Origin of the sequence: Pseudonocardia aurantiaca (assembly GCF_039526725.1) — a bacterium.
Taxonomy (GTDB): Bacteria; Actinomycetota; Actinomycetes; order Mycobacteriales; family Pseudonocardiaceae; genus Pseudonocardia; species Pseudonocardia aurantiaca.
In genome coordinates this window covers 263,499-282,311 of record NZ_BAAAJG010000025.1, presented here as the reverse complement: position 1 = coordinate 282,311, position 18,813 = coordinate 263,499, and the positions used below count along the sequence as shown (strand labels likewise).

Genomic DNA, 18,813 nt, shown 5'->3' with positions numbered 1-18,813 from the left:
CTCCTGGGCCTGAGCCAGATTCACGCCGTCACCCCCACCAGGTCGCCGTGCCCGGCGCCGAGAACGGCGCGGACCCGGGAGTCACCGGACTTCCCCGGCAGCCAGACCACGCCGTCAGGCAGGTCGGCCAGCGCCACCGGAAGCGTGATCGCCCCGCTTGCCGTGCGCACCGTGGCCGACTCGCCCTCGGTGAGGCCGAGGACGGTGGCCGTGGCCGCGTTGATCCGCACGTACGCCGGCCGGGCCGTGCCCGCCAGCGCGGGCTCGTCGACCGCGAGCGAGGCGTCGTCCACCAGCTGGCGCCAGGTCGCGAGCACCGCCTGCCCGAAACCCGGACGCAGCGGCTCGACGGCCGGAACGGTCGGAGCGGCCGGCGCTGCGCCCGCGCGGAGGCCGAGCCGATCCAGCTCCCCGGCCGCGGCGGCCGGGGTCTGGGTGAACAGGTCGACGTCCATCTCGACGGCCAGGGTGTCGAGCACCCGGCAGTCGGGGAGCACGCCGCTCGCGTCGAGGGCGGGCCCGAACTCGCGGAGCCTGCCCTCCCAGTTGACGTAGGAGCCGGCGCGCTGGGCGTCGGGCGCCACGGGGAGCACGACGTCGGCCAGCTCGGTGACCGCCGAGGCGTGCAGCTCCAGGCTGACCAGGAAACCCACCTCACGCAGGGCGGCGAGCGCCGTGGCCGGGTCCGCCAGGTCGGTGGGGTCGACCCCGCCGACCACCAGGCCCGCCAGCTCGCCGTTGGCCGCGGCCGCCAGGATCTCGTCGGTGTCGCGGCCGGGGGTGACCGGCAGCGTGCCCGCCGCGAGGCCCCAGACCTTCTCGACCTCGGCGCGCGCCGCGGCGTCCGTGACCGCGCGCCCGCCCGGCAGCAGCGTGGGCAGCGCGCCCGCCTCGACGGCGCCGCGCTCGCCGGCCCGGCGCGGCACCCAGCCGATCGCCGCGCCGGTGCGCGCACCCAGTGCCGCCACCGCGGAGTACAGGCCGGGCACCTCGGCGGCCCGCTCGCCGACCAGGATCACGCCGCCACCCCTGAGGGCTTCGACGACGTGCTCCGGCAGCTCGGAGAGGACCGCTGCCTCGGCCCCGGGCACCGCCGGGATGAGGTTGTCCTTCGCAGCCGGGGCGGCCGCTCCGAGCTGCAGCGAGGTGCGCTCCACGGCGGGAGTGGTCCACTGGCCGAGGTGGAAGACGCGCTGGCCGTGCTTCCGGGCCGCCTTGCGCAGCCGCAGGAAGACGATCGGCGCCTCCTCCTCCGGCTCAAGAGCGACGCACAGCACCGCGGGCGCGGCCTCCAGCCGGGTGTAGCTGAGCGTCTCCGGGCCTTGGCCCACGACGTGCGAGGCGAGGAAGTCGAGCTCCTCGGTGGAGTTCGGCCGGGCGCGGAAGTCGACGTCGTTGGTGCCGGCCGCGACCCGGGCGAACTTCCCGTAGGCGTAGGCGTCCTCGACGGTGAGCCGGCCGCCTGCGAGCACGCCGATGCCGCCGGGGCGCGCCGCGAGCAGGCCCTCGGCCGCGACCCGCAGCGCCTCCGTCCACGAGGTCTCAGCCAGCACACCGTCGGCGCCGCGGACCATCGGCCGGGTGATCCGGCCCTTCGAGGTGAGGTAGCGGAACGCGAACCGGCTCTTGTCGTCGATCCACTCCTCGTTGACCTCCGGGTCGTTGCCCGCCAGGCGACGCATCACGGCACCACGCCGGGTGTCGATGCGCAATGCGGCACCACTCGCGCTGTGCTCGTCGACGCCCATGGTGGAGACGAGGTCGAACGGGCGGGAGCGGAACCGGTAGGCGGCGCTGGTGAGCGCGCCCACGGGGCAGATCTGGATGGTGTTGCCGGAGAAGTAGCTCTGGAACGGCTTGTCGTCGGCCACGCCGATCTGCTGGTTGGCGCCGCGCTCGAGCAGGTCGATGAACGGGTCACCGCCGATCTCCTCGGAGAACCGGGTGCAGCGCTGGCAGAGCACGCAGCGCTCGCGGTCGAGCAGCACCTGGCTGGAGATCGGGAGCGGCTTCGGGAAGGTCCGCTTGGTCTCGATGAACCGCGAGTCGGTGCGGCCGGTGCTCATCGCCTGGTTCTGCAGGGGGCACTCGCCCCCCTTGTCGCAGATGGGGCAGTCGAGGGGGTGGTTGATGAGCAGCAGCTCCATCACCCCCTCCTGGGCCTTCTTGGCCACCGGGGAGGAGTGCTGCGTCTTGACGACCATGCCGTCCGCGACCGTCATCGTGCAACTGGCCTGCGGCTTCGGCATCGGCCGGCCGCCCATCTCCACCTCGACGAGGCACTGGCGGCAGGCGCCGGCCGGGTCGAGCAACGGGTGGTCGCAGAACCGCGGGACGATGATCCCGAGCCGCTCGCAGGTGCGGATGAGCAGCTCGCCCTTAGGTGCGTCGACCTCCTGCCCGTCGATCGTCAGGCGGACGTGGCCCTCGGGGACGGGCCGCGCCTCCATCTTCTCCGGTGCGATCGTCATGCCTGGGCTCCAACCAGATCGTCCAGCTGCTCCGGACGCGCAACCGCGGGCTGCTCCGCGATGAGGTCCAGGAACTCCTGGCGGAAGTACTTGATGGCGCTCGTGATGGGGCTGGTGGCGCCGTCACCGAGCGCGCAGAACGAGCGGCCGAGGATGTTGTCGCAGATGTCGAGCATCGTCTCGACGTCGGCCTCGGTGCCCTCGCCGTGCACCATCCGTTCGAGGATCTGCACCAGCCAGTACGTGCCCTCGCGGCACGGCGTGCACTTGCCGCACGACTCGTGCTTGTAGAACTCGGTCCACTTCATGACCGCCCACGGCACCGACACGGTCTCGTTGAAGACCTGCACCGCCGTGGTGCCCAGCATCGAGCCGGCGGCTGCGGCACCCTCGAAGTCCAGGGGGACGTCGAGGTGCGCGGCGGTGAAGATCGGGGTGGACGAGCCGCCCGGCGTCCAGAACTTGAGCGGGACGCCGTCCTTCATGCCGCCCGCGAGCTCCAGCAGCTGGCGCAGGGTGATGCCAAGCGGGGCCTCGTACTGGCCGGGCCGCTCGACGTGCCCGGACACCGAGTAGATCTTCGGGCCGGGGCTCTTCTCGGTGCCCATGGCGCGGAACCACTGGCTGCCGCCCTGCACGATCGCGGGAACAGAGGCGATCGTCTCGACGTTGTTCACCACGGTCGGGGAGGCGTACAGCCCCGACGTGGCCGGGAAGGGAGGCTTGAGGCGCGGTTGACCGCGACGACCTTCCAGCGAGTCGAGCAGAGCCGTCTCCTCGCCGCAGATGTAGGCGCCCGCCCCGGCGTGCACCACGATGTCCAGGTCGAACCCGGAGCCGAGGATGTCCTTGCCGAGGTAGCCGGCCCGGTAGGACTCGTCCACCGCGTTGCGCACCCGGCGGATGCAGTGCAGGGCCTCGCCGCGCACGTAGATCGCGCAGAAGTTCGCGCGGATCGCGTAGCTCGTGATGATGCAGCCCTCCACCAGGGAGTGGGGGTCGGCCATCATCGTCGGGATGTCCTTGCAGGTACCCGGCTCGCCCTCATCCGCGTTGATCACGAGGTACTTGGGCTTGGCGCCGGGGCCGGTGGGACCCTGCGGGATGAAGCTCCACTTCATGCCCGTGGGGAAGCCCGCGCCGCCTCGGCCACGCAGCCCGGAGTCCTTCACCAGCTGGATGAGCTGGTCGGGCTGGGCCGTGAGCGCGTACCGCAGGGCCTGGTAGCCCTCCAGCTGCTCGTAGGTCTCGATCGACCACGAGCGCGGCGACTGCCAGCGCCGGGTGAGCACCGGGGTCAGCGGGTCCGGGGTCTTGGCAGGAGTGCTCATCAGTTCTTCTCCGGCAGCGCAGGGAACGCGGGAGGCGAGTCGGGCATCGGCGGGGCCACCCAACCGCGCTCGGCGGCGAGCTGCGCGCCCCGCACCGTCTCCGGCGCGGTCGACGGGCCCTCCACACTGCGCTCCAGGTCGGGCAGGATCCCGGACAGCTCCAGCTCGACCGTCTTGAAGTCGGTGAGCGGGGCGCCGCGGGTGGGCGCGGGACGCTCGCCGCGCTGCAGCGCGTCCACCAGCTCCTCCGCCGACTTGACGGTCTGGTTGTCGTAGTACTCGTAGTTGACCTGCAGCACCGGCGCGAGGTCGCAGGCCGCGAGGCACTCGGCGTGCTCCAGCGTGATCGAGCCGGGAGACCCGGGCTCGCCCGCCGTCTCCTCGTGGCCGACGCCGAGCTTCTTCTTGAGGCGCCCGTAGATCGCGTCGCCGCCGAGCGCCGCGCAGAGCGTGTTGGTGCAGACGCTCACGAGGTGCTCACCGCAGGGGTTGCGCTTGTACATCGTGTAGAAGGTGGCCACCGCGGAGACTTCCGCCGTGGTCAGCTCCAGGGCGTCGGCGCAGTACCGGATGCCGTCCTGGCTGACGTGACCCTCCACCGACTGCACGAGGTGCAGCAGCGGGAGCAGCGCCGACCGCGACTGCGGGTACTTGGCGATGATCTCCTTGGTGCGCCGGCGGGTGAGCTCGTCGAACTTCGGGACGACCGGGCCGGCGTCCTCGACGACGGCGTCCCACACGACCTCCTCCGGCGCCGCGGCGGCCGGGCTGTTCATCTCCGGGTTTCCCTCGGGGAGAGTCACCGGTCCACACCTCCCATGACGGGGTCGATCGACGCGACGGCCGCGATGACGTCGGCGACCATGCCGCCCTCGCTCATCGCCGGCATCGTCTGCAGGTTCACGAAGCTTGGGTCCCGCACGTGGACGCGCACGGGCCTCGTGCCGCCGTCGGACACCAGGTGGAAGCCCAGCTCGCCGCGCGGCGACTCGACGGGCAGGTAGACCTGCCCGGCCGGGACGGAGAAGCCTTCGGTGACCAGCTTGAAGTGGTGGATCAGCGACTCCATCGACTGACCCATGATCTTGCGGACGTGCTCGAGCGAGTTGCCCATGCCATCGGCACCGATCGACAGCTGCGCGGGCCAGGCGATCTTGCGGTCCTCGACCATCACCGGGCCCGGCTCCATCTTCGCCGCGGCCTGCTCGATGAGCTTGAGCGACTCGTGGATCTCCGCGACGCGCAGCCGGTAGCGCGCGTAGCAGTCGGCCTCGGTGGCCGTGGGCACCTCGAAGTCGTACTCCTCGTACCCCGAGTACGGCTCGACCTTGCGCATGTCCCACGGCAGCCCGGCCGCCCGGAGGATCGGGCCGGTCGCGCCGAGCGCGAGGCAGCCGTCGACGGGCAGGTAGCCCACGCCCTCCAGGCGCTGGCGCCAGATGGCCTGCCCGGTGAGCAGCTTGTCGTAGTCCGGGAGCCGCTTACGCATGATCTTGATGAACTCGGTGACCTTCTCGGCCCAGTCCTCCGGGAGGTCCTGGGCGAGGCCGCCGGGGCGGATGAACGCGTGGTTCATGCGCAGCCCCGTCAGGTACTCCAGGAGGTGGAGCACCTCCTCGCGCTCGCGGAACCCGGCGGTCATGCCGGTGAGCGCGCCCAGCTCCATGCCGCCGGTGGCCAGCGCCACCAGGTGCGAGCCGATGCGGTTGATCTCCATCAGCAGCACGCGGGCGACCTGCGCCCGGCGCGGCACCTCGACGCCGAGCAGCTTCTCGACGCCCAGGCAGTACGCGGCCTCGTTGAACAGCGGCGCCAGGTAGTCCATGCGCGTCACGAAGGTGACGCCCTGGGTCCAGGTGCGGTACTCGCAGTTCTTCTCGATGCCGGTGTGCAGGTAGCCGATGACCGAGCGGGCCTGCGTGACCGTCTCGCCCTCGAGCTCCAGCACCAGCCGCAGCACACCGTGCGTGGACGGGTGCTGCGGACCCATGTTGATGACGATGCGGTCGTCGTGCTCGTCGTCGAGGAACGTGTCCCAGTCGCCGCCGGTGACGGTGTAGACGGTGCCCTCGGTGGTCTCGCGCTCCGGGGCGTACGCGTCGTACTCAGTGGTCACGTGTACGACCTCTCCTGATCGAGGCGCTGCCGGGATCTCCGCGCCAGAAACCTGGTCACGTGTACGACCTCCGCTGATCTGGGGGCGGGATCTCCGCGCCCTTGTACTCCACCGGGATGCCGCCCAGGGGGTAGTCCTTGCGCTGGGGGTGCCCCTCCCAGTCGTCCGGCATGAGGATCCGGGTCAGCGCCGGGTGGCCGTCGAAGACGATGCCGAACATGTCCCAGGTCTCGCGCTCGTGCCAGTCGGCCGTCGGGTAGACCTCGACGACGCTCGGCACGTGCGCGTCGTCCACGTCGACGGCGACCTCCAGCCGGATGCGGCGACGGTAGGTCATCGACGTCAGGTGGTAGACGACGTGCAGGCGCTGCGGCACGTCCTCGCCGTAGTCCACACCGGACACCGAGGAGCACAGCTCGAAACGCAGGTCCTCCTCGTCGCGCAGCGTGCGGCACAGCTCGACGATGCTCTCGCGGCGCACGTAGAACGTGATCTCGCCGCGGTCGATCGTGATCTGCTGCACCGCCGAGCGCGGGATGCCGCGATCGGAGAGCGCGTCGGCGAAGTCGTCGGCGAAGTCGTCGAACCAGCCGCCGAAGGGCCGCTCGGCCGGGGCCGGGACGTGCCCGGGCAGCCGCAGGCCGCCGAAGCCGGAGGTGTCGCCGGAGCCGCTGACACCGAACATGCCGCGCCGCTCACGAGTTGGCGCTACCCGCGTGCCGCCCTCGGGAGAGGTGCCGTCGCCGTTGACGGAAGGCTCGACCTCGCCCCCCTCCGGCTCCTGGCCACCGCGGGCGCGCTGCTCAGCGGCGTCGGCGCCGCTCTGCTCGGCCGAGGACTGGGGTCCTCCGGTCGGCTCGGCCGACTCCTTGGAAGTGCCGGCTGCGCCGGCGGTCTCGTCAGGCATGGTCCGTCACTTCCCTGCCGAGTTCTTCTGGGCGTACTTGATCGAGGACGGGATCAGCTCGGTCTTGTGCCCGCTGGCCGCCAGCTCGGCGGCGCGCTTGGCGCCGAGCGGCTCGTCCATGATCTTGGCGTGGATCTTGAGGATCGCGTCCATCAGCATCTCCGGCCGGGGCGGGCAGCCGGGGAGGTACATGTCGACGGGCACGACGTGGTCGACGCCCTGCACCACCGCGTAGTTGTTGAACATCCCGCCCGAGGAGGCGCAGACACCCATCGCGAGCACCCAGCGCGGCTCCGGCATCTGGTCGTAGATCTGCCGCAGCACCGGCGCCATCTTGTTGCTCACGCGGCCCGCGACGATCATCAGGTCGGCCTGGCGTGGCGAGGCCCTGAAGACCTCCATGCCGAACCGGGCGAGGTCGTAGCGGGGTGCGCCGGTGGTCATCATCTCGATCGCGCAGCACGCCAGACCGAAGGTGGCGGGCCAGAGCGAGGATTTGCGCGTCCAGTTGACCAGCTTCTCGACGCTGGTCAGCAGCACGCCGTTGGGCAGGTGCTCTTCGAGACCCATCTCAGTTCCAATCCAGCCCGCCGCGCCGCCACACGTAGATGTAGGCGAAGCCGACCGTGACGATGAACAGCACGATTTCCACCAGCCCGAACAGGCCGAGGGCGTCGGCGCTGACGGCGAACGGGTAGAGGAAGACCATCTCGATGTCGAACAGGATGAACAACATCGCGGTCAGGTAGTAGGCGACCGGCATGCGGCCGCCGCCGACCACGGGCTCCGGCGACGGCTCGATGCCGCATTCGTAGGCGTCGAGCTTCGCGCGGTTGTAGCGACGAGGCCCGACGTACGGCGCAGCCGTCACCGAGAACAGCGCGAACGCCGCGGCCAGTGCGAACAGCAGCACCAGCGGGAGGTAGGGATCGAGCATCCGGTCACCCTCGTCGTTGTCGTTCCGAGCAAGTCGTCTGAGCTGTACTGAATCCGGTCGGGCACCCTAGGTCGGCCCTGCAGGGGGGCCGGAGCCAGGTGAGCCTTACTGCATCGGTGGCATGAGCGTCATCACAAGCTGGGCGCGAGCCTGGTCATCGCGGTGATCACCCGGTCGCTCGCGCGGCCGTCCTTCGGGTCGTACAAGTTGGCGAGCAGCTTGAGGATGAACCGCATCAGCGTGGTGCGCGGCAGCCCGTACTTCGTGGCCATCCCCATGATCGTCGGGTTGCCGATCAGCTTCGAGAACAGGTTGCCGATGCGGTAGTAGCCGCCCAGCGCCTCGCTCATCGCCGTCGGGTAGCCGGCCAGCGCCGCCTCGCGGGACGCTCCCGTGCGGGCGTGCGCCTGCACCGCGCAGCGGGCCGCGATGGCCGCCGACTCCATCGCGTACGCGATCCCCTCACCGTTGAAGGGGTTGACCATCCCGCCCGCGTCGCCGACGAGCAGCAGACCGGGGCGGTAGTGCGGGGTGCGGTTGAAGCCCATCGGCAGCGCGGCGCCGCCGACCGTGCCGATCGCATTCTCGTCGCGGTAGCCCCACTCCTCCGGCGTGCCGTCGAGCCACGACTTGAGCAGCGCGCGGTAGTCGGTGTTGCCGTAGGCCTTGCTGGTGGACAGGATCCCCAGCCCCACGTTGGAGGTGCCGTCGCCCATCCCGAAGATCCAGCCGTACCCGGGCAGCAGCTTGGGGCCGGCCGGGTCGGAGCGGTCCCACAGCTCCAGGTGGCTCTCGAGGTAGTCGTCGTGCGTGCGCGGCGAGGTGTAGTAGCGGCGCACCGCGACGCCCATCGGCCGGTCGTCCCGCTTGCCCATGCCCAGGGACAGGGCGAGGCGCGCACTCACGCCGTCGCAGGCGATGGTGAGCGGCGCACGGTAGCTGACCGGGCGCTTGTCCTTGCCCTTGCCGACCGTGCCCCGGACCCCGACCACCCGGCCCGTGCGCTCGTCGGTGACGGCGTCGGTGACGGTGGTGTCCTCCTGCAGGCGGGCGCCCGCCTTCTCCGCGTGCCGCACGAGCAGCTCGTCGAAGTCCTGCCGCGGCCGGACCGCCCCGAAGTTCGGGAAGCTGGCGAGCGTCGGCCACTACAGTTCGAGGGTGACGCCGCCGCCGACCACCCGCAGGCCCTTGTTGTGCAGCCAGCCGTTCTCCTCGGAGCAGTCGATCCCGAGGTCGATCAGCTGCTTCATGCCGCGCGGGGTGAAGCCGTCGCCGCACACCTTGGGGCGCGGGAACGTGGACTTCTCCAGCAGCAGGACATCGAGACCGGCCCTGGCCAGGTACGAGGCGGCCGTCGATCCGGCGGGACCGGCGCCGACGATGATCACGTCGGCGTCGCCTGTGGTGGGTTCGGGCGCGGCCATGCGGCTCCTTGTGAACGGATTCACGAAGTCGGTGATGAGTCTAAGCATCCGGACGCATCAGCGCGCGCCCCCTCCCTGCCTGACTCCGGTCAGTACTTCCGGAATGCCCGGTGCAGCGCCACGGCGCCGAGCGCGAGATCGCGCCACGCCACCCGCTCCCAGCCCGCCCTGCCGATGCGAACGGCCAGCTCAGGCTGGGGCGACCAGTCCCTGATCGACTCGCCGAGATAGGCGTAGGCCTCCGGGTTGCTCGACACCCGCCGCGCCACCGCGGGCAGCACGGTGGCGAGCCCCGTGTAGTACGCGGCGCGGAACGGCGCCACCGTGGGGCGCCCGAACTCGCAGACCACGAGCCGCCCACCTGGGCGCGTGACCCGGGCGAGCTCGGCCAGCGCCACGTCCGGGTCGGCGACGTTGCGCAGGCCGAACGAGATCGTCACCGCGTCGAAGGAGCGGTCGCGGAACGGCAGGTGCAGGGCGTCGGCGGCCACCTTCGGCACGTCCCGGTGCGCACCGGCGCGGAGCATGCCGAGCGAGAAGTCGGCGGCCACGCACCATGCGCCCGAGCGGCTCAGCTCCACAGTCGACACCGCGGTACCCGCCGCGAGGTCGAGCACCCGTTCGCCCGGGCGCAGCCCGAGCGCCTCCCGCGTGAGGCGGCGCCAACGCCGGTCCTGCCCTGCGGTGAGCACGGTGTTGGTGAGGTCGTAGCGGCGGGCGACACCGTCGAACATCGCGGCGACGTCGTGCGGGTCCTTGTCCAGGTCGGCGCGACTCACGGGGCGAAACGCTACGCGGACCTCAGACCGTGAGCGTCTGCAGCATCCGGTCCACCGACGCCGGCCAGCTGAACTGCTCGGCCCGCGTCCGCGCCGCGGCCCGCCTGGTCTCCTCCTCCGCAGCCAGCAGGGTCGTCACCCCGGCCGCGAACGCCTCGGGCCGGTCGAGGGCCGTCGCGCCGGAACCGCCGACGATCTCCGGCAGCGCCGAGGACGCCGAGACCACCACCGGCGTGCCACTGGCCAGCGCCTCCAGCGCGGAGAGCCCGAACGTCTCGTGCGGGCCCGGGGCGAGCGAGACGTCCGCCGAGGCCAGCAGCCGCGCGAGCAGCGTGCGATCGGGCACGAAGCCCACGAACGTCACCGGCAACCCGGCCGACCGCCGCTCCAGAGCGGGCCGGCGCGGTCCGTCACCCGCCACCACCAGCCGCACTCGGTGCCCCGCCTCGCGGAGCGCGGCCACCGTGTCGATGCTGCGCTCGGGGTGCTTCTCCGGCGAGAGGCGCCCGCAGTGCACGAGCAGTGCGTCGGCGCCCGCGGAGAGCTCGGCGCGCAGGTCGCGGTCGCGGTGCAGCGGCGAGAACGTGGCCAGGTCCACCCCGAGCGGCACCTGCGTGACGTTGGTAGCGCCGATCCGGTCGAACTCCGCCCTCGCGAACCCGGTGGTGCACACGACCCTGTCGTAGGCCGCTGCCATCCGGGCGTTCGCCATGTCGGCCACGCGCCGGGCAGCCCGGTCGGGCAGCAGGAACTGCGCGAGTAACCGGTCCAGCCGCTCGTGTGAGATCACGACGCTGGGCACCCCGCGCCGCGCCGCCCACGCCCCGAGCCCGCGCAGCGTGAGCCGGTCGGACACCTCGATGGCGTCGGGCCGGAGACGCTCCAGCAGCCGCTGCACGCGCCACGGGTCCACGGCCCGGTACCCGCCCGTCGCAGGCAGGCGCGGCGCCGCCACGGTGATCCGGCGGTTGCCGGTGGGCAGCACCTCGTCCGCCGAGCGCGGGCCGGGCACCACGAGCACGACCTCGTGCCCGCGAGCGGAGTAGCCAGCCCCCAGGTGGTGCAGCGCAGTGCGGAGCCCGCCGGAGCGGGGCCCGTAGAAGTTCGCCAGCTGGACGATCCGCACGTTGACTGTTCCTTCCCTGCTGGATCTCCGCCTGACGGCGTTGATCCACCAGAAGTGCTCAGGCCGCCGCCGATGCTGCCGCGATGACGCCTGCGTAGTGCCCCACCAGCTCGTCGCACACCGTTGACCAGGTGCGGCGTAGCACGGAGTGCCGCGCCGCCAGCCCGAACCGGGCCCGGACGCCGGGGTCGGCGAGCGCCTGCACGGCGGCCCGCAGATCGGCGTCGGCAGCTACGGACACCGGGTCGTCCGGGCTCGCTCCCTCCGGATGCGGCGGCACCAGGAACCCTGTGCGGCCGGGCAGCACGAGGTCGCGCGGGCCGCCTGCGTCGGGGGCGACCACCGGCAGTCCCGACGCGAGCGCCTCCTGCACGGCCTGGCAGAACGTCTCGGAGGGGCCGGTGTGCACGAACACGTCCAGCGAGGCGTAGATCCGCGCCAGCTCGTCGCCGCCGCGGAAGCCGAGAAAGGCGGCGCTCGGCAGCGTCTCGCGCAGCTGCTCTTCGCTCGGCCCCGACCCGACGACCACCAGCCGGGTGCCCGGCAGCCCGGCCAGCGCCGCCAGCCGTTCCACCTGCTTCTCCGGCGCGAGCCTGCCCACGTACCCGACCAGCATCTCGCCGCCGGGGGCCAGCTCCGCGCGCAGCGCGGCGTCCCGCTTGGAGGGGGTGAACCGGCGCGAGTCCACCCCACGCGCCCACTGGTGCACCCGCGGCACCCCGCGCGCCCGCAGCGCGGAGGTCGCCCAGCTCGACGGGGCGAGCGTCCGGTCGGCCTGGGTGTGCAGCCGGCACGTCCAGTGCCACGCCGCCCTGGCCGTGAGGCCGAGGCCGTACGAGGAGGCGAAGCCTGCGACGTCGGTCTGGTAGACGGCCACCGTCGGGATGCCCAGCCGGCGCGCGGCGGTCAGCCCGCGGTAGCCGACCACGAACGGCGCCGCGAGGTGCACGACGTCGGGCCGGAACTCCCGCAGCGCGGTCAGCACCCGGCGGCTCGGCACACCGACCGGCATCGAGGAGACAACAGGGAGGTCCACGGCGGGCACCCGCACGACCGGAACACCGGCGTACTCCGTGGGCCCGTCCATGCCAGGCGCCACCACCAGCACGTCGTGACCGGCCTCGGACAGATGCTCGACCACCCGCAGGACCGAGTTCGTCACACCATTGATGACAGGAAGGAAGCACTCGGAGACGATCGCGACGCGCACGGTCCGCACGGTCGCGCGGCCGTCGGACCAGCCGCTGACGACGGCCCGAACTCACGGCCAACAACCCATGTCGGTCGCCTCCGGCCAGCACAGTTGGCCGAGTGATCCACAGCACGTCACCTGAGGGACCCACCCGGGACACCGGAGCCGGTGACGCTCGGCGAGCATGACCGTCCAGCAGCACCCCACCGCTTCCGCGGCCCCGCCGCTCCCGGTGGAGCCGGGCCTGCTGTCCCGGGCCCTCGAGGTGGCGGGGCGGCTGGCCAACGACGCAGCAGAGGTGATCACGGCGACAGCGGGCCGCGACCACCAGGACGGCGCCGCGCACAAGGAGAGCCCGTTCGACTGGGTCACCGACACCGACCACACCCTCGAACGCCACACCCGTCGCGTGCTGGCCTCGGAGTTCCCCGGTATCCCGGTGGTCGGCGAGGAATTCGGCGCCGACGCGGGCGCGGCGGGCGCCCCGTACCGCTGGGTGGTGGATCCGGTCGACGGCACCGCCAACTACGTCGCGGGCTTCCCGTGGTGCGCTTACAGTCTCGCGCTGGTGGACGCGTCCGGGCCGGTCGTGGGGGTGATCGCGGACCCGAGCCGGGCACAGATCTACGCCGCCGCCCGCGGTCGAGGGGTGCGGGCGAACGGCGTGGCGGTGCGGGTCGCGCCCCGGGCGTCCACCGGGGGCCTGGTGTGCGCGGAGCTGTCACCAGGCCGCGCCGCCGGCTTCGCCCGCCGCGCCGCCGCCGGTCACACCGGCATCCGGGTGCTGGGGTCGTCGGCGCTCGCCATCACGCAGGTGGCGCTCGGGCACGCGGTCGCCGCGGTGCTGGAGGGCTACCAGGAGTGGGACGTCGCCGGCGCCACGTGCCTGGCCGCCGAGGCAGGGGCGCTGGTCGTCGACGGCGCGGGGCGCCCCGACCCGCTACCCACCGGAACCATGATCGTTGCCGTGCCGGGCGCCCTCGACGACGTGCTGGGGTGGTGGACTGCGGGTTAGGGTCCGGTATCGCCACCACGTCGTCGAGATCCGTATCGGCCGTCCGGGCCGCGCCGTTCGCGTTCGTGGTGATCTGGGCGTCCGGGTTCGTCGTCGCCAAGTACGCCGCCCCGTACGCCGAGCCCCTGAGCTTCCTGATCCTGCGCTACGCCGGCGTGGTAGTACTCATGCTCGCGCTCGCCGCCCTCGCCAGGGCGTCGTGGCCGAGGCCTCGGCAGGCGATGCACATCGCGGTCGCCGGGATCGGCATCCAGGCGGGATACCTCGGCGGCGTCTGGGCGGCCGTCGCGGCCGGCATGCCGGCCGGGGTCGCGGCGCTCGTGGTGAACCTGCAGCCCGTGCTCACCGCGGTGGTCGCCGGAGTGCTCGGCGACCCCCTCGGGAGACGCCAGGTCACCGGGCTGCTGCTCGGGTTCGCCGGGGTGGCGCTCGTGGTGTCGAATCGGCTGACCACCGAGGGCCTTTCGCCGCTGACGCTCGGCCTCACGACGATGGCCCTGCTCGCGATCACGGCGGGCACGCTCTACCAGAAGCGGTTCTGCCCGGACTTCGACCTGCGCACCGGCCAGGTCGTGCAGTTCGCCGCGTCGATCGTCGTGACGCTGCCGTTCGCGCTGGCCTTCGAGTCGTTCCGCTTCGACTGGACGCCCGAGCTGGTCGGCGCGCTCGCCTGGTCGGTGCTGGTGCTCACCGGCGGTGGGATCTCACTGCTGTTCCTGATGCTGCGCCGGGGCGCGGCCACGCAGGTGACGAGCTACTTCTACCTGGTGCCCGGCGTCACGGCGCTGATGGCGTGGGCCATGTTCGGCGAGACGCTCGGGCTGGTCGCACTGGGCGGGATGGTGCTGGCGGTGCTAGGTGTGGCACTCGCCACCCGCAACTCGCGCGCACAAATCCGGCGACTCGCGGAAGGCCGGGCCCACCCACCCCGCGAGTCGCGGGATTAGAGAGCGCGAGTCGCGGGATTAGCTCTTCGCGGCGGCGCGGCGCCTGCGCAGCCAGATCGCCAGCGGGAGCAGCGCCGCCCACACCACGGCCACCCCGGCGAGCAGCGGCAACACCCCGTCGAGGGCGCTGCGCCCGGCCACTCGCACCAGGTCGGGGTTGGTCACGTCGTACTCGACGGCCACCGACTGGCCGACCTGTAGGCCGCGCGGGTAGAAGATGCCGCCCTCCGGCACGACGGCCTCGCCGCTGGCCACCGTGAACCGCACCAGCGTGCGGACGAACGTGGAGCCGTCCAGCACCTCGGCCTGGCTGACGGCCGGATTGGCGGCGATCGCCCGGTCGTCGAAAGTCGCCCCCGCGACGGCCAGCACCGCGAGCACACTGACGAGCACGGCGACACCAGCGACGATCTCGGGCAGCCGCCTGACGATGGCGCGACCGACGGGCAGCAGCAGCGAGGCCAGCTCATCGGCCGCCCGGGTGCGCTGCGTCCCCGTTCCGCTGGTTCCCGCGCCGGTGGTCACGGCCGTCAATCGTAGGCGACGGGAGGATGGTGTGGCCGGGACGGTGAGTCGGAGGCTTCTCGGGCCGAGCGCGCACTCCGTCGCGGGGGCTCCTACCCTCAGATTCGTGACGACTGCCCCGTTACCCATCGGGTTGGGCGTGCGCAGCCGGTTCCTCGACGTCCCCGGACGGCTCGTGGACCTGCTGCCCGACGACCACAACCCACTCGCCTGGCTGCGTCACGGGGACGGCCTCGTGGGCTGGGGGGAGGTCGCGCGCATCGCCACGAGGGGTCCCGGGCGGTTCGCCGAGGCCGACGCGTGGTGGCGGTCGTTCGCGAAGCACCTCGACGTCCGCGACGAGGTGGGGGTGCCCGGCACCGGCCCCGTCGCGTTCGCGAGCTTCACCTTCACCGACGACTCACCCGGCTCGGTGCTCGTCGTGCCGCGGGTGCTGGTCGGCCGCCGCGGCGGCATCTCGTGGATCACGGAGTTCGCGGACGGGGACGGCCGGTCCGCGGTGCAGGCGGTCACCCCCGTGCGTCCGACCGGCACGCTCCGCTTCGCCGACGGCCGCCTGCCGGTCGGCCGCTACCGCCTGGCCGTCGCGGAGGCCGTGCGGCGGATGCAGGCCGGTGAGCTGGACAAGGCTGCGCTCGCCCACGACCTGCTCGCCATCAGCGACGCCCCGCTCGACCCGCGCTTCCTGCTCGGTGGCCTGGTGACCCGCTACCCGACGTGCTGGTCGTACTCCGTCGACGGGCTCGTCGGCGCCACCCCGGAGCTGCTGGTCCGGCGCACGGACGGCACCGTGTCGTCACGGGTACTCGCGGGCACGATCTGGCCCGGCGAGGGCGACGACCTGCCCGGCCAGCTGCTCGGCTCGGCGAAGGACCGCCACGAGCATGCGCTGGCCGTCGACTCGCTGGCTGCCGCCCTGCGCCCGTTGTGCACCGAGCTGCACGTGCCGGAGACGCCTTCGGTGATCGCGCTGCCCAACGTCTCGCATCTGGCGAGCGACGTGCGCGGCACCCTCGACCCGGCCGCCCCGGCCCCGTTGCTGCAGCTCGCCGCGGCCGTGCACCCCACCGCCGCGGTGGGTGGCACCCCGCGCGATGCCGCACTCGACCTGATCGCCGAGCTGGAGGGCATGGACCGCGGCCGCTACGCGGGCCCCGTCGGCTGGGTGGACGGCGACGGCGACGGCGAGCTGGGCATCGCCCTGCGCTGCGCCCAGCTCGACGGCCCGGTGGCCCGGCTCTTCGCCGGCTGCGGGATCGTGGCCGACTCCGATCCCGACAGCGAGGTCCGCGAGGCCGACGCGAAGATGGTCGCCGTCCGCGACGCCCTGGAAGCGGGCAACTGACCGCACGTTGCACACACCACCGACGCTGTGTGCCGTCCGGCCAGTGTCCCGCGCCGGAAGTCCGGTGCGTATATCGGCGGATCCAGGTTTCCGCTGGGTGTGCCGGGGCGCGGTCCTCGTACCGGGCGTACTCGGGCCGTGCGCCGGTGCGCCCAGCGGGGAGCTGGGCCGTCGAGATATGTGGTGGACTTGCGGCGCGGGACACTAGCGGGCTGCTGCTACTGCCTCGTCGATCGTCGCTCGCAGGGTTGCGTGGGCTTCGCGTAGGTCCCTCCGGTCCGCGCGTACTTCCACCACCCTCAGGCCCGGCTTCGGCGCCACCGCGTCCGCCACGTCCGCCACGTCCACCTCGACGTGGGTAGTTCCGGTGGCGGTGCAGAGCGCGGCCAGGTCCACCCCGTGGGGGGTGCCGAAGACGCGTTCGAACGCCGCCGCGTGCTCCGGCGCCCCCTGCTCCAGGAGCCCGAAGATCCCGCCGCCGCCGTCGTTGAGCACCACGATCGTGAGGTCGGGGCGGGGCTCGTCCGGGCCGATCACGAGGCCGGTGGTGTCGTGCAGCAGCGTGAGGTCGCCGAGCAGGGCGTAGGCGGGGCCGTCGTGCACGAGCGCGGCGCCGAGCGCCGACGAGACCGTGCCGTCGATGCCGGCGACGCCGCGGTTGGAGAGGATCGTGAGCCCGGGCCGGGGTGCGGCCGCGAGCGAAACGTCCCGCACCGGGTTGGACGAGCCGAGCACGAGCTGCGCGCCCCCGGGCAGCGCCGCGAGCAGCGACCTCGCCAGGCGCAGCCCGCCGGGTGCCGCGCGGTCGTCGAGGGCCCGGTCCAGGGCGGTCGCCGCCGCGTCATCGGCCTCCACCCAGCGCTTGGTCCAGGCCGGGTCGGGGACGAGCGGCGGCAGCGCCCCGACAGCCCGGACCGTGCCCGCCACGTCCGTCCAGGGACGACCCTGCGGATCGGCCAGCACATACGTGGCGACGTCCGGGTCGGCGAGAAGGCGCTGCACGGGCCGGTGCAGGGTCGGGCGCCCGGCGACCACCACCTGCGCCGGCTTGAGCTCGGCAGCGGACGGGGCACCGAGCAGCCATGGGCCGGTGCGCAGGCCGGCGGGCCACGCGGCCGACGACGGCTCGGCGATCACCGGGACGTGCAGGTCGAGCAGGTCCTCAGGAGCGCCGAGGCCGGCGATCACCAGCGTCGGGGCGGCCGGGTCCAGCGGCAGCACCGGCGCGCGGCGCTCCACCGGCGGCACGGACGTCCACGGCCCGCCGCCAGGACGCCCCTCCGGGACGGGACCGTCGGCGTCGGGCACGAGCGGCTCGGCGAACGGGAGGTTGACCTGCACGGGCCCCGGCGCGCCGCCGAGCGCCCCGGTTGCGGCCGCGTACGCCCGGTCGACCAGGGTGCGCCACCGGCCGTTGTCGGCGGGGCCGCACCCGACGGGCCCGTCGAGCGCGAGCCGCACGGCCCTGCCGAACAACCCGGACTGCTCGATCGTCTGGCTGGCCCCGGTGCCGATCATGGCAGGCGGCCGGTCGGCGCTGAGCACGAGCAGCGGCACCCCCGCGTGCGACGCCTCCAGCACCGCGGGGTGCAGGTTCGCCACCGCCGTGCCCGAGGTCGTGCACACCGGAACGGGACGCCTGGAGCGCGCCGCCATGCCGAGCGCGAGGAACCCGGCGGTCCGCTCGTCGATGCGCACGTGCAGCCGCAGCCGCCCGGCCGCGTCGGCTGCCTGCAGCGCGAACGAGAGCGGGGCGTTTCGCGAGCCGGGGCACAGCACGGCCTCGGTCACCCCGCAGCGCACCAGCTCGTCGACGAGGACGCGCGCCTGCATCGTCGACGGATTCACGCCGAGGAGCCTATGCAGTCGTGGTCAGCTCAGCTCGACCAGCTCGAACGCCGTAGCGAACCGGGCGCCGGGCAGGCGCGCGCCGTCGGCCTCCGCCATGCCCCGAAGGAACTGCTCCGGCTCGGCCATCGCCCCGCCGAGCGCAGCGAGGTAGGCGCGGTGGGCGGTGAGCGAGGCCACCCCGCGGTCGAACACCGCGGTCGTGTCCACGGCGTGTGTGCTGCGCGGCGAGGCCATCACGGCCACCCGGCGCACCCCGGACCACGGCTCACCCAGCTCGGGGAACAACCAGCGGTTTGCGGCGTCGCGCACGGCGTCGATGGCCGCCTCGCCGACCACCCGGTGGTCGGCCATGTTGAGTTCGCCGCCCGCCCAGGTCTCCCGGTGGTTCACGGTGATGAGGATCTCGGGCCGATGCCTGCGGATCGCGCCCGCGATGTCCCGGCGCAGCGGTACGCCGTAGCTGATCAGGCCGTCGGGGTGGTCGAGGAACTCCACGACGTCGACGCCCACCTCGGCCGCCGCTGCGCGCTGCTCCGCCTCGCGCAGCGGCCCGCACTGGGCGGGTGGGATCGAGTCGATACCGGCCTCGCCGCGAGTGACGAGCAGGTAGGCGACGCTGCGGCCCTGCGCCGTCCAGCGGGCGATCGCGGCTGCGCCGCCGTACTCGAGGTCGTCGGGGTGGGCGACGACCGCGAGGGCTCGATCGAAGTCCTCGGGGACGGGGCCGTACGGCTCGATCATGCGGAGATGGTGCCGCACCTGGTGCCTGCGAGCACTCCGGCGGCGGTGGGTAGGTTCGTTCGGCACTGCAACCGTGGGCACGCGAGTGCCCGGACCAGGAGCTCCA

The 18,813-nt window shown here is 72.8% G+C and carries 16 protein-coding genes and 1 pseudogene; 3 read left to right on the top strand and 14 right to left on the bottom strand.

The annotated features are described in order from the left end of the window. Window positions 1-20: 20 nt before the first annotated feature. The 11 genes and pseudogenes from ABD143_RS29970 to ABD143_RS29920 form a co-directional block, all read right to left on the bottom strand. Window positions 21-2,471, bottom strand: coding sequence for an NADH-quinone oxidoreductase subunit G (locus ABD143_RS29970; RefSeq protein WP_343984805.1), 2,451 nt, complete (start codon window positions 2,469-2,471; stop codon window positions 21-23). Beyond that, window positions 2,468-3,802: an NADH-quinone oxidoreductase subunit NuoF gene (gene nuoF, locus ABD143_RS29965; RefSeq protein WP_343984804.1), complete on the bottom strand. Its 1,335-nt coding sequence runs from the start codon at window positions 3,800-3,802 to the stop codon at window positions 2,468-2,470. The genes ABD143_RS29970 and nuoF overlap by 4 nt, the downstream gene beginning before the upstream one ends. Next, window positions 3,802-4,605 carry an NADH-quinone oxidoreductase subunit NuoE gene (nuoE, locus tag ABD143_RS29960; RefSeq protein WP_343984803.1) on the bottom strand — a complete coding sequence of 268 codons (804 nt, stop codon included), beginning with the start codon at window positions 4,603-4,605 and terminating at the stop codon, window positions 3,802-3,804. Before nuoE ends, nuoF begins: the two co-directional genes overlap by 1 nt. Next, window positions 4,602-5,918 (bottom strand): NADH-quinone oxidoreductase subunit D, encoded by a 1,317-nt coding sequence (locus ABD143_RS29955; protein WP_343984802.1) that lies wholly within the window; start codon window positions 5,916-5,918, stop codon window positions 4,602-4,604. The genes nuoE and ABD143_RS29955 overlap by 4 nt, the downstream gene beginning before the upstream one ends. 55 nt (window positions 5,919-5,973) lie before the next feature. Then, a complete protein-coding gene (locus ABD143_RS29950) occupies window positions 5,974-6,825 on the bottom strand; it encodes an NADH-quinone oxidoreductase subunit C (protein WP_343984801.1) in 852 nt (283 codons plus the stop codon). A gap of 6 nt (window positions 6,826-6,831) precedes the next feature. Beyond that, window positions 6,832-7,395 carry a NuoB/complex I 20 kDa subunit family protein gene (locus ABD143_RS29945; RefSeq protein WP_343984800.1) on the bottom strand — a complete coding sequence of 188 codons (564 nt, stop codon included), beginning with the start codon at window positions 7,393-7,395 and terminating at the stop codon, window positions 6,832-6,834. 1 nt (window position 7,396) lies between these two features. Next, on the bottom strand, window positions 7,397-7,762 hold the full coding sequence (locus tag ABD143_RS29940) for an NADH-quinone oxidoreductase subunit A (RefSeq protein WP_343984799.1): 366 nt from the start codon (window positions 7,760-7,762) through the stop codon (window positions 7,397-7,399). A gap of 131 nt (window positions 7,763-7,893) precedes the next feature. Next, a pseudogene (locus ABD143_RS29935) lies at window positions 7,894-9,186 on the bottom strand (geranylgeranyl reductase family protein). A gap of 89 nt (window positions 9,187-9,275) precedes the next feature. Further along, window positions 9,276-9,965, bottom strand: a complete 690-nt coding sequence (locus ABD143_RS29930; RefSeq protein WP_343984798.1) for a demethylmenaquinone methyltransferase — start codon at window positions 9,963-9,965, stop codon at window positions 9,276-9,278. A 22-nt stretch (window positions 9,966-9,987) separates the two neighbouring features. Then, window positions 9,988-11,091: a glycosyltransferase gene (locus tag ABD143_RS29925; protein ID WP_343984797.1), complete on the bottom strand. Its 1,104-nt coding sequence runs from the start codon at window positions 11,089-11,091 to the stop codon at window positions 9,988-9,990. Between the two features lie 58 nt (window positions 11,092-11,149). After that, window positions 11,150-12,253 carry a glycosyltransferase family 4 protein gene (locus tag ABD143_RS29920; protein ID WP_343984796.1) on the bottom strand — a complete coding sequence of 368 codons (1,104 nt, stop codon included), beginning with the start codon at window positions 12,251-12,253 and terminating at the stop codon, window positions 11,150-11,152. Window positions 12,254-12,467: 214 nt separating this feature from the next. Between ABD143_RS29920 and ABD143_RS29915 the strand changes: the two genes are divergently transcribed. Both ABD143_RS29915 and ABD143_RS29910 read left to right on the top strand, forming a co-directional pair. Next, the gene (locus tag ABD143_RS29915; protein ID WP_343984795.1) at window positions 12,468-13,298 is read left to right on the top strand and encodes an inositol monophosphatase family protein; all 831 of its coding nucleotides are present in this window, start codon (window positions 12,468-12,470) and stop codon (window positions 13,296-13,298) included. A gap of 65 nt (window positions 13,299-13,363) precedes the next feature. Beyond that, window positions 13,364-14,245, top strand: coding sequence for a DMT family transporter (locus ABD143_RS29910; RefSeq protein WP_343984794.1), 882 nt, complete (start codon window positions 13,364-13,366; stop codon window positions 14,243-14,245). 18 nt (window positions 14,246-14,263) lie between these two features. Here the strand turns inward: ABD143_RS29910 and ABD143_RS29905 are convergent, their stop codons facing one another. Then, window positions 14,264-14,770: a DUF3592 domain-containing protein gene (locus ABD143_RS29905; RefSeq protein ID WP_343984793.1), complete on the bottom strand. Its 507-nt coding sequence runs from the start codon at window positions 14,768-14,770 to the stop codon at window positions 14,264-14,266. 106 nt (window positions 14,771-14,876) lie between these two features. Between ABD143_RS29905 and ABD143_RS29900 the strand changes: the two genes are divergently transcribed. Further along, window positions 14,877-16,115, top strand: a complete 1,239-nt coding sequence (locus tag ABD143_RS29900; protein ID WP_343984792.1) for an isochorismate synthase — start codon at window positions 14,877-14,879, stop codon at window positions 16,113-16,115. Between the two features lie 204 nt (window positions 16,116-16,319). Here the strand turns inward: ABD143_RS29900 and menD are convergent, their stop codons facing one another. Together menD and ABD143_RS29890 are read right to left on the bottom strand one after the other, a co-directional pair. Then, entirely contained in the window at window positions 16,320-17,963 is a 1,644-nt protein-coding gene (gene menD / locus ABD143_RS29895; RefSeq protein WP_343984791.1) for a 2-succinyl-5-enolpyruvyl-6-hydroxy-3-cyclohexene-1-carboxylic-acid synthase, read from the bottom strand. A 24-nt stretch (window positions 17,964-17,987) separates the two neighbouring features. After that, complete coding sequence (locus ABD143_RS29890; protein WP_343984790.1) at window positions 17,988-18,707, bottom strand: PIG-L deacetylase family protein; 720 nt, start codon at window positions 18,705-18,707, stop codon at window positions 17,988-17,990. Window positions 18,708-18,813 lie beyond the last annotated feature (106 nt).

Excerpts from the sequence above, each read along its gene's own strand:
- ABD143_RS29970 (WP_343984805.1), bottom strand. The coding sequence starts at position 2,471 with ATGACGATCGCACCGGAGAAGATGGAGGCGCGGCCCGTCCCCGAGGGC.
- nuoF (WP_343984804.1), bottom strand. The coding sequence starts at position 3,802 with ATGAGCACTCCTGCCAAGACCCCGGACCCGCTGACCCCGGTGCTCACC.
- ABD143_RS29950 (WP_343984801.1), bottom strand. The coding sequence starts at position 6,825 with ATGCCTGACGAGACCGCCGGCGCAGCCGGCACTTCCAAGGAGTCGGCC.
- ABD143_RS29945 (WP_343984800.1), bottom strand. The coding sequence starts at position 7,395 with ATGGGTCTCGAAGAGCACCTGCCCAACGGCGTGCTGCTGACCAGCGTC.
- ABD143_RS29940 (WP_343984799.1), bottom strand. The coding sequence starts at position 7,762 with ATGCTCGATCCCTACCTCCCGCTGGTGCTGCTGTTCGCACTGGCCGCG.
- ABD143_RS29915 (WP_343984795.1), top strand. The coding sequence starts at position 12,468 with ATGACCGTCCAGCAGCACCCCACCGCTTCCGCGGCCCCGCCGCTCCCG.
- ABD143_RS29890 (WP_343984790.1), bottom strand. The coding sequence starts at position 18,707 with ATGATCGAGCCGTACGGCCCCGTCCCCGAGGACTTCGATCGAGCCCTC.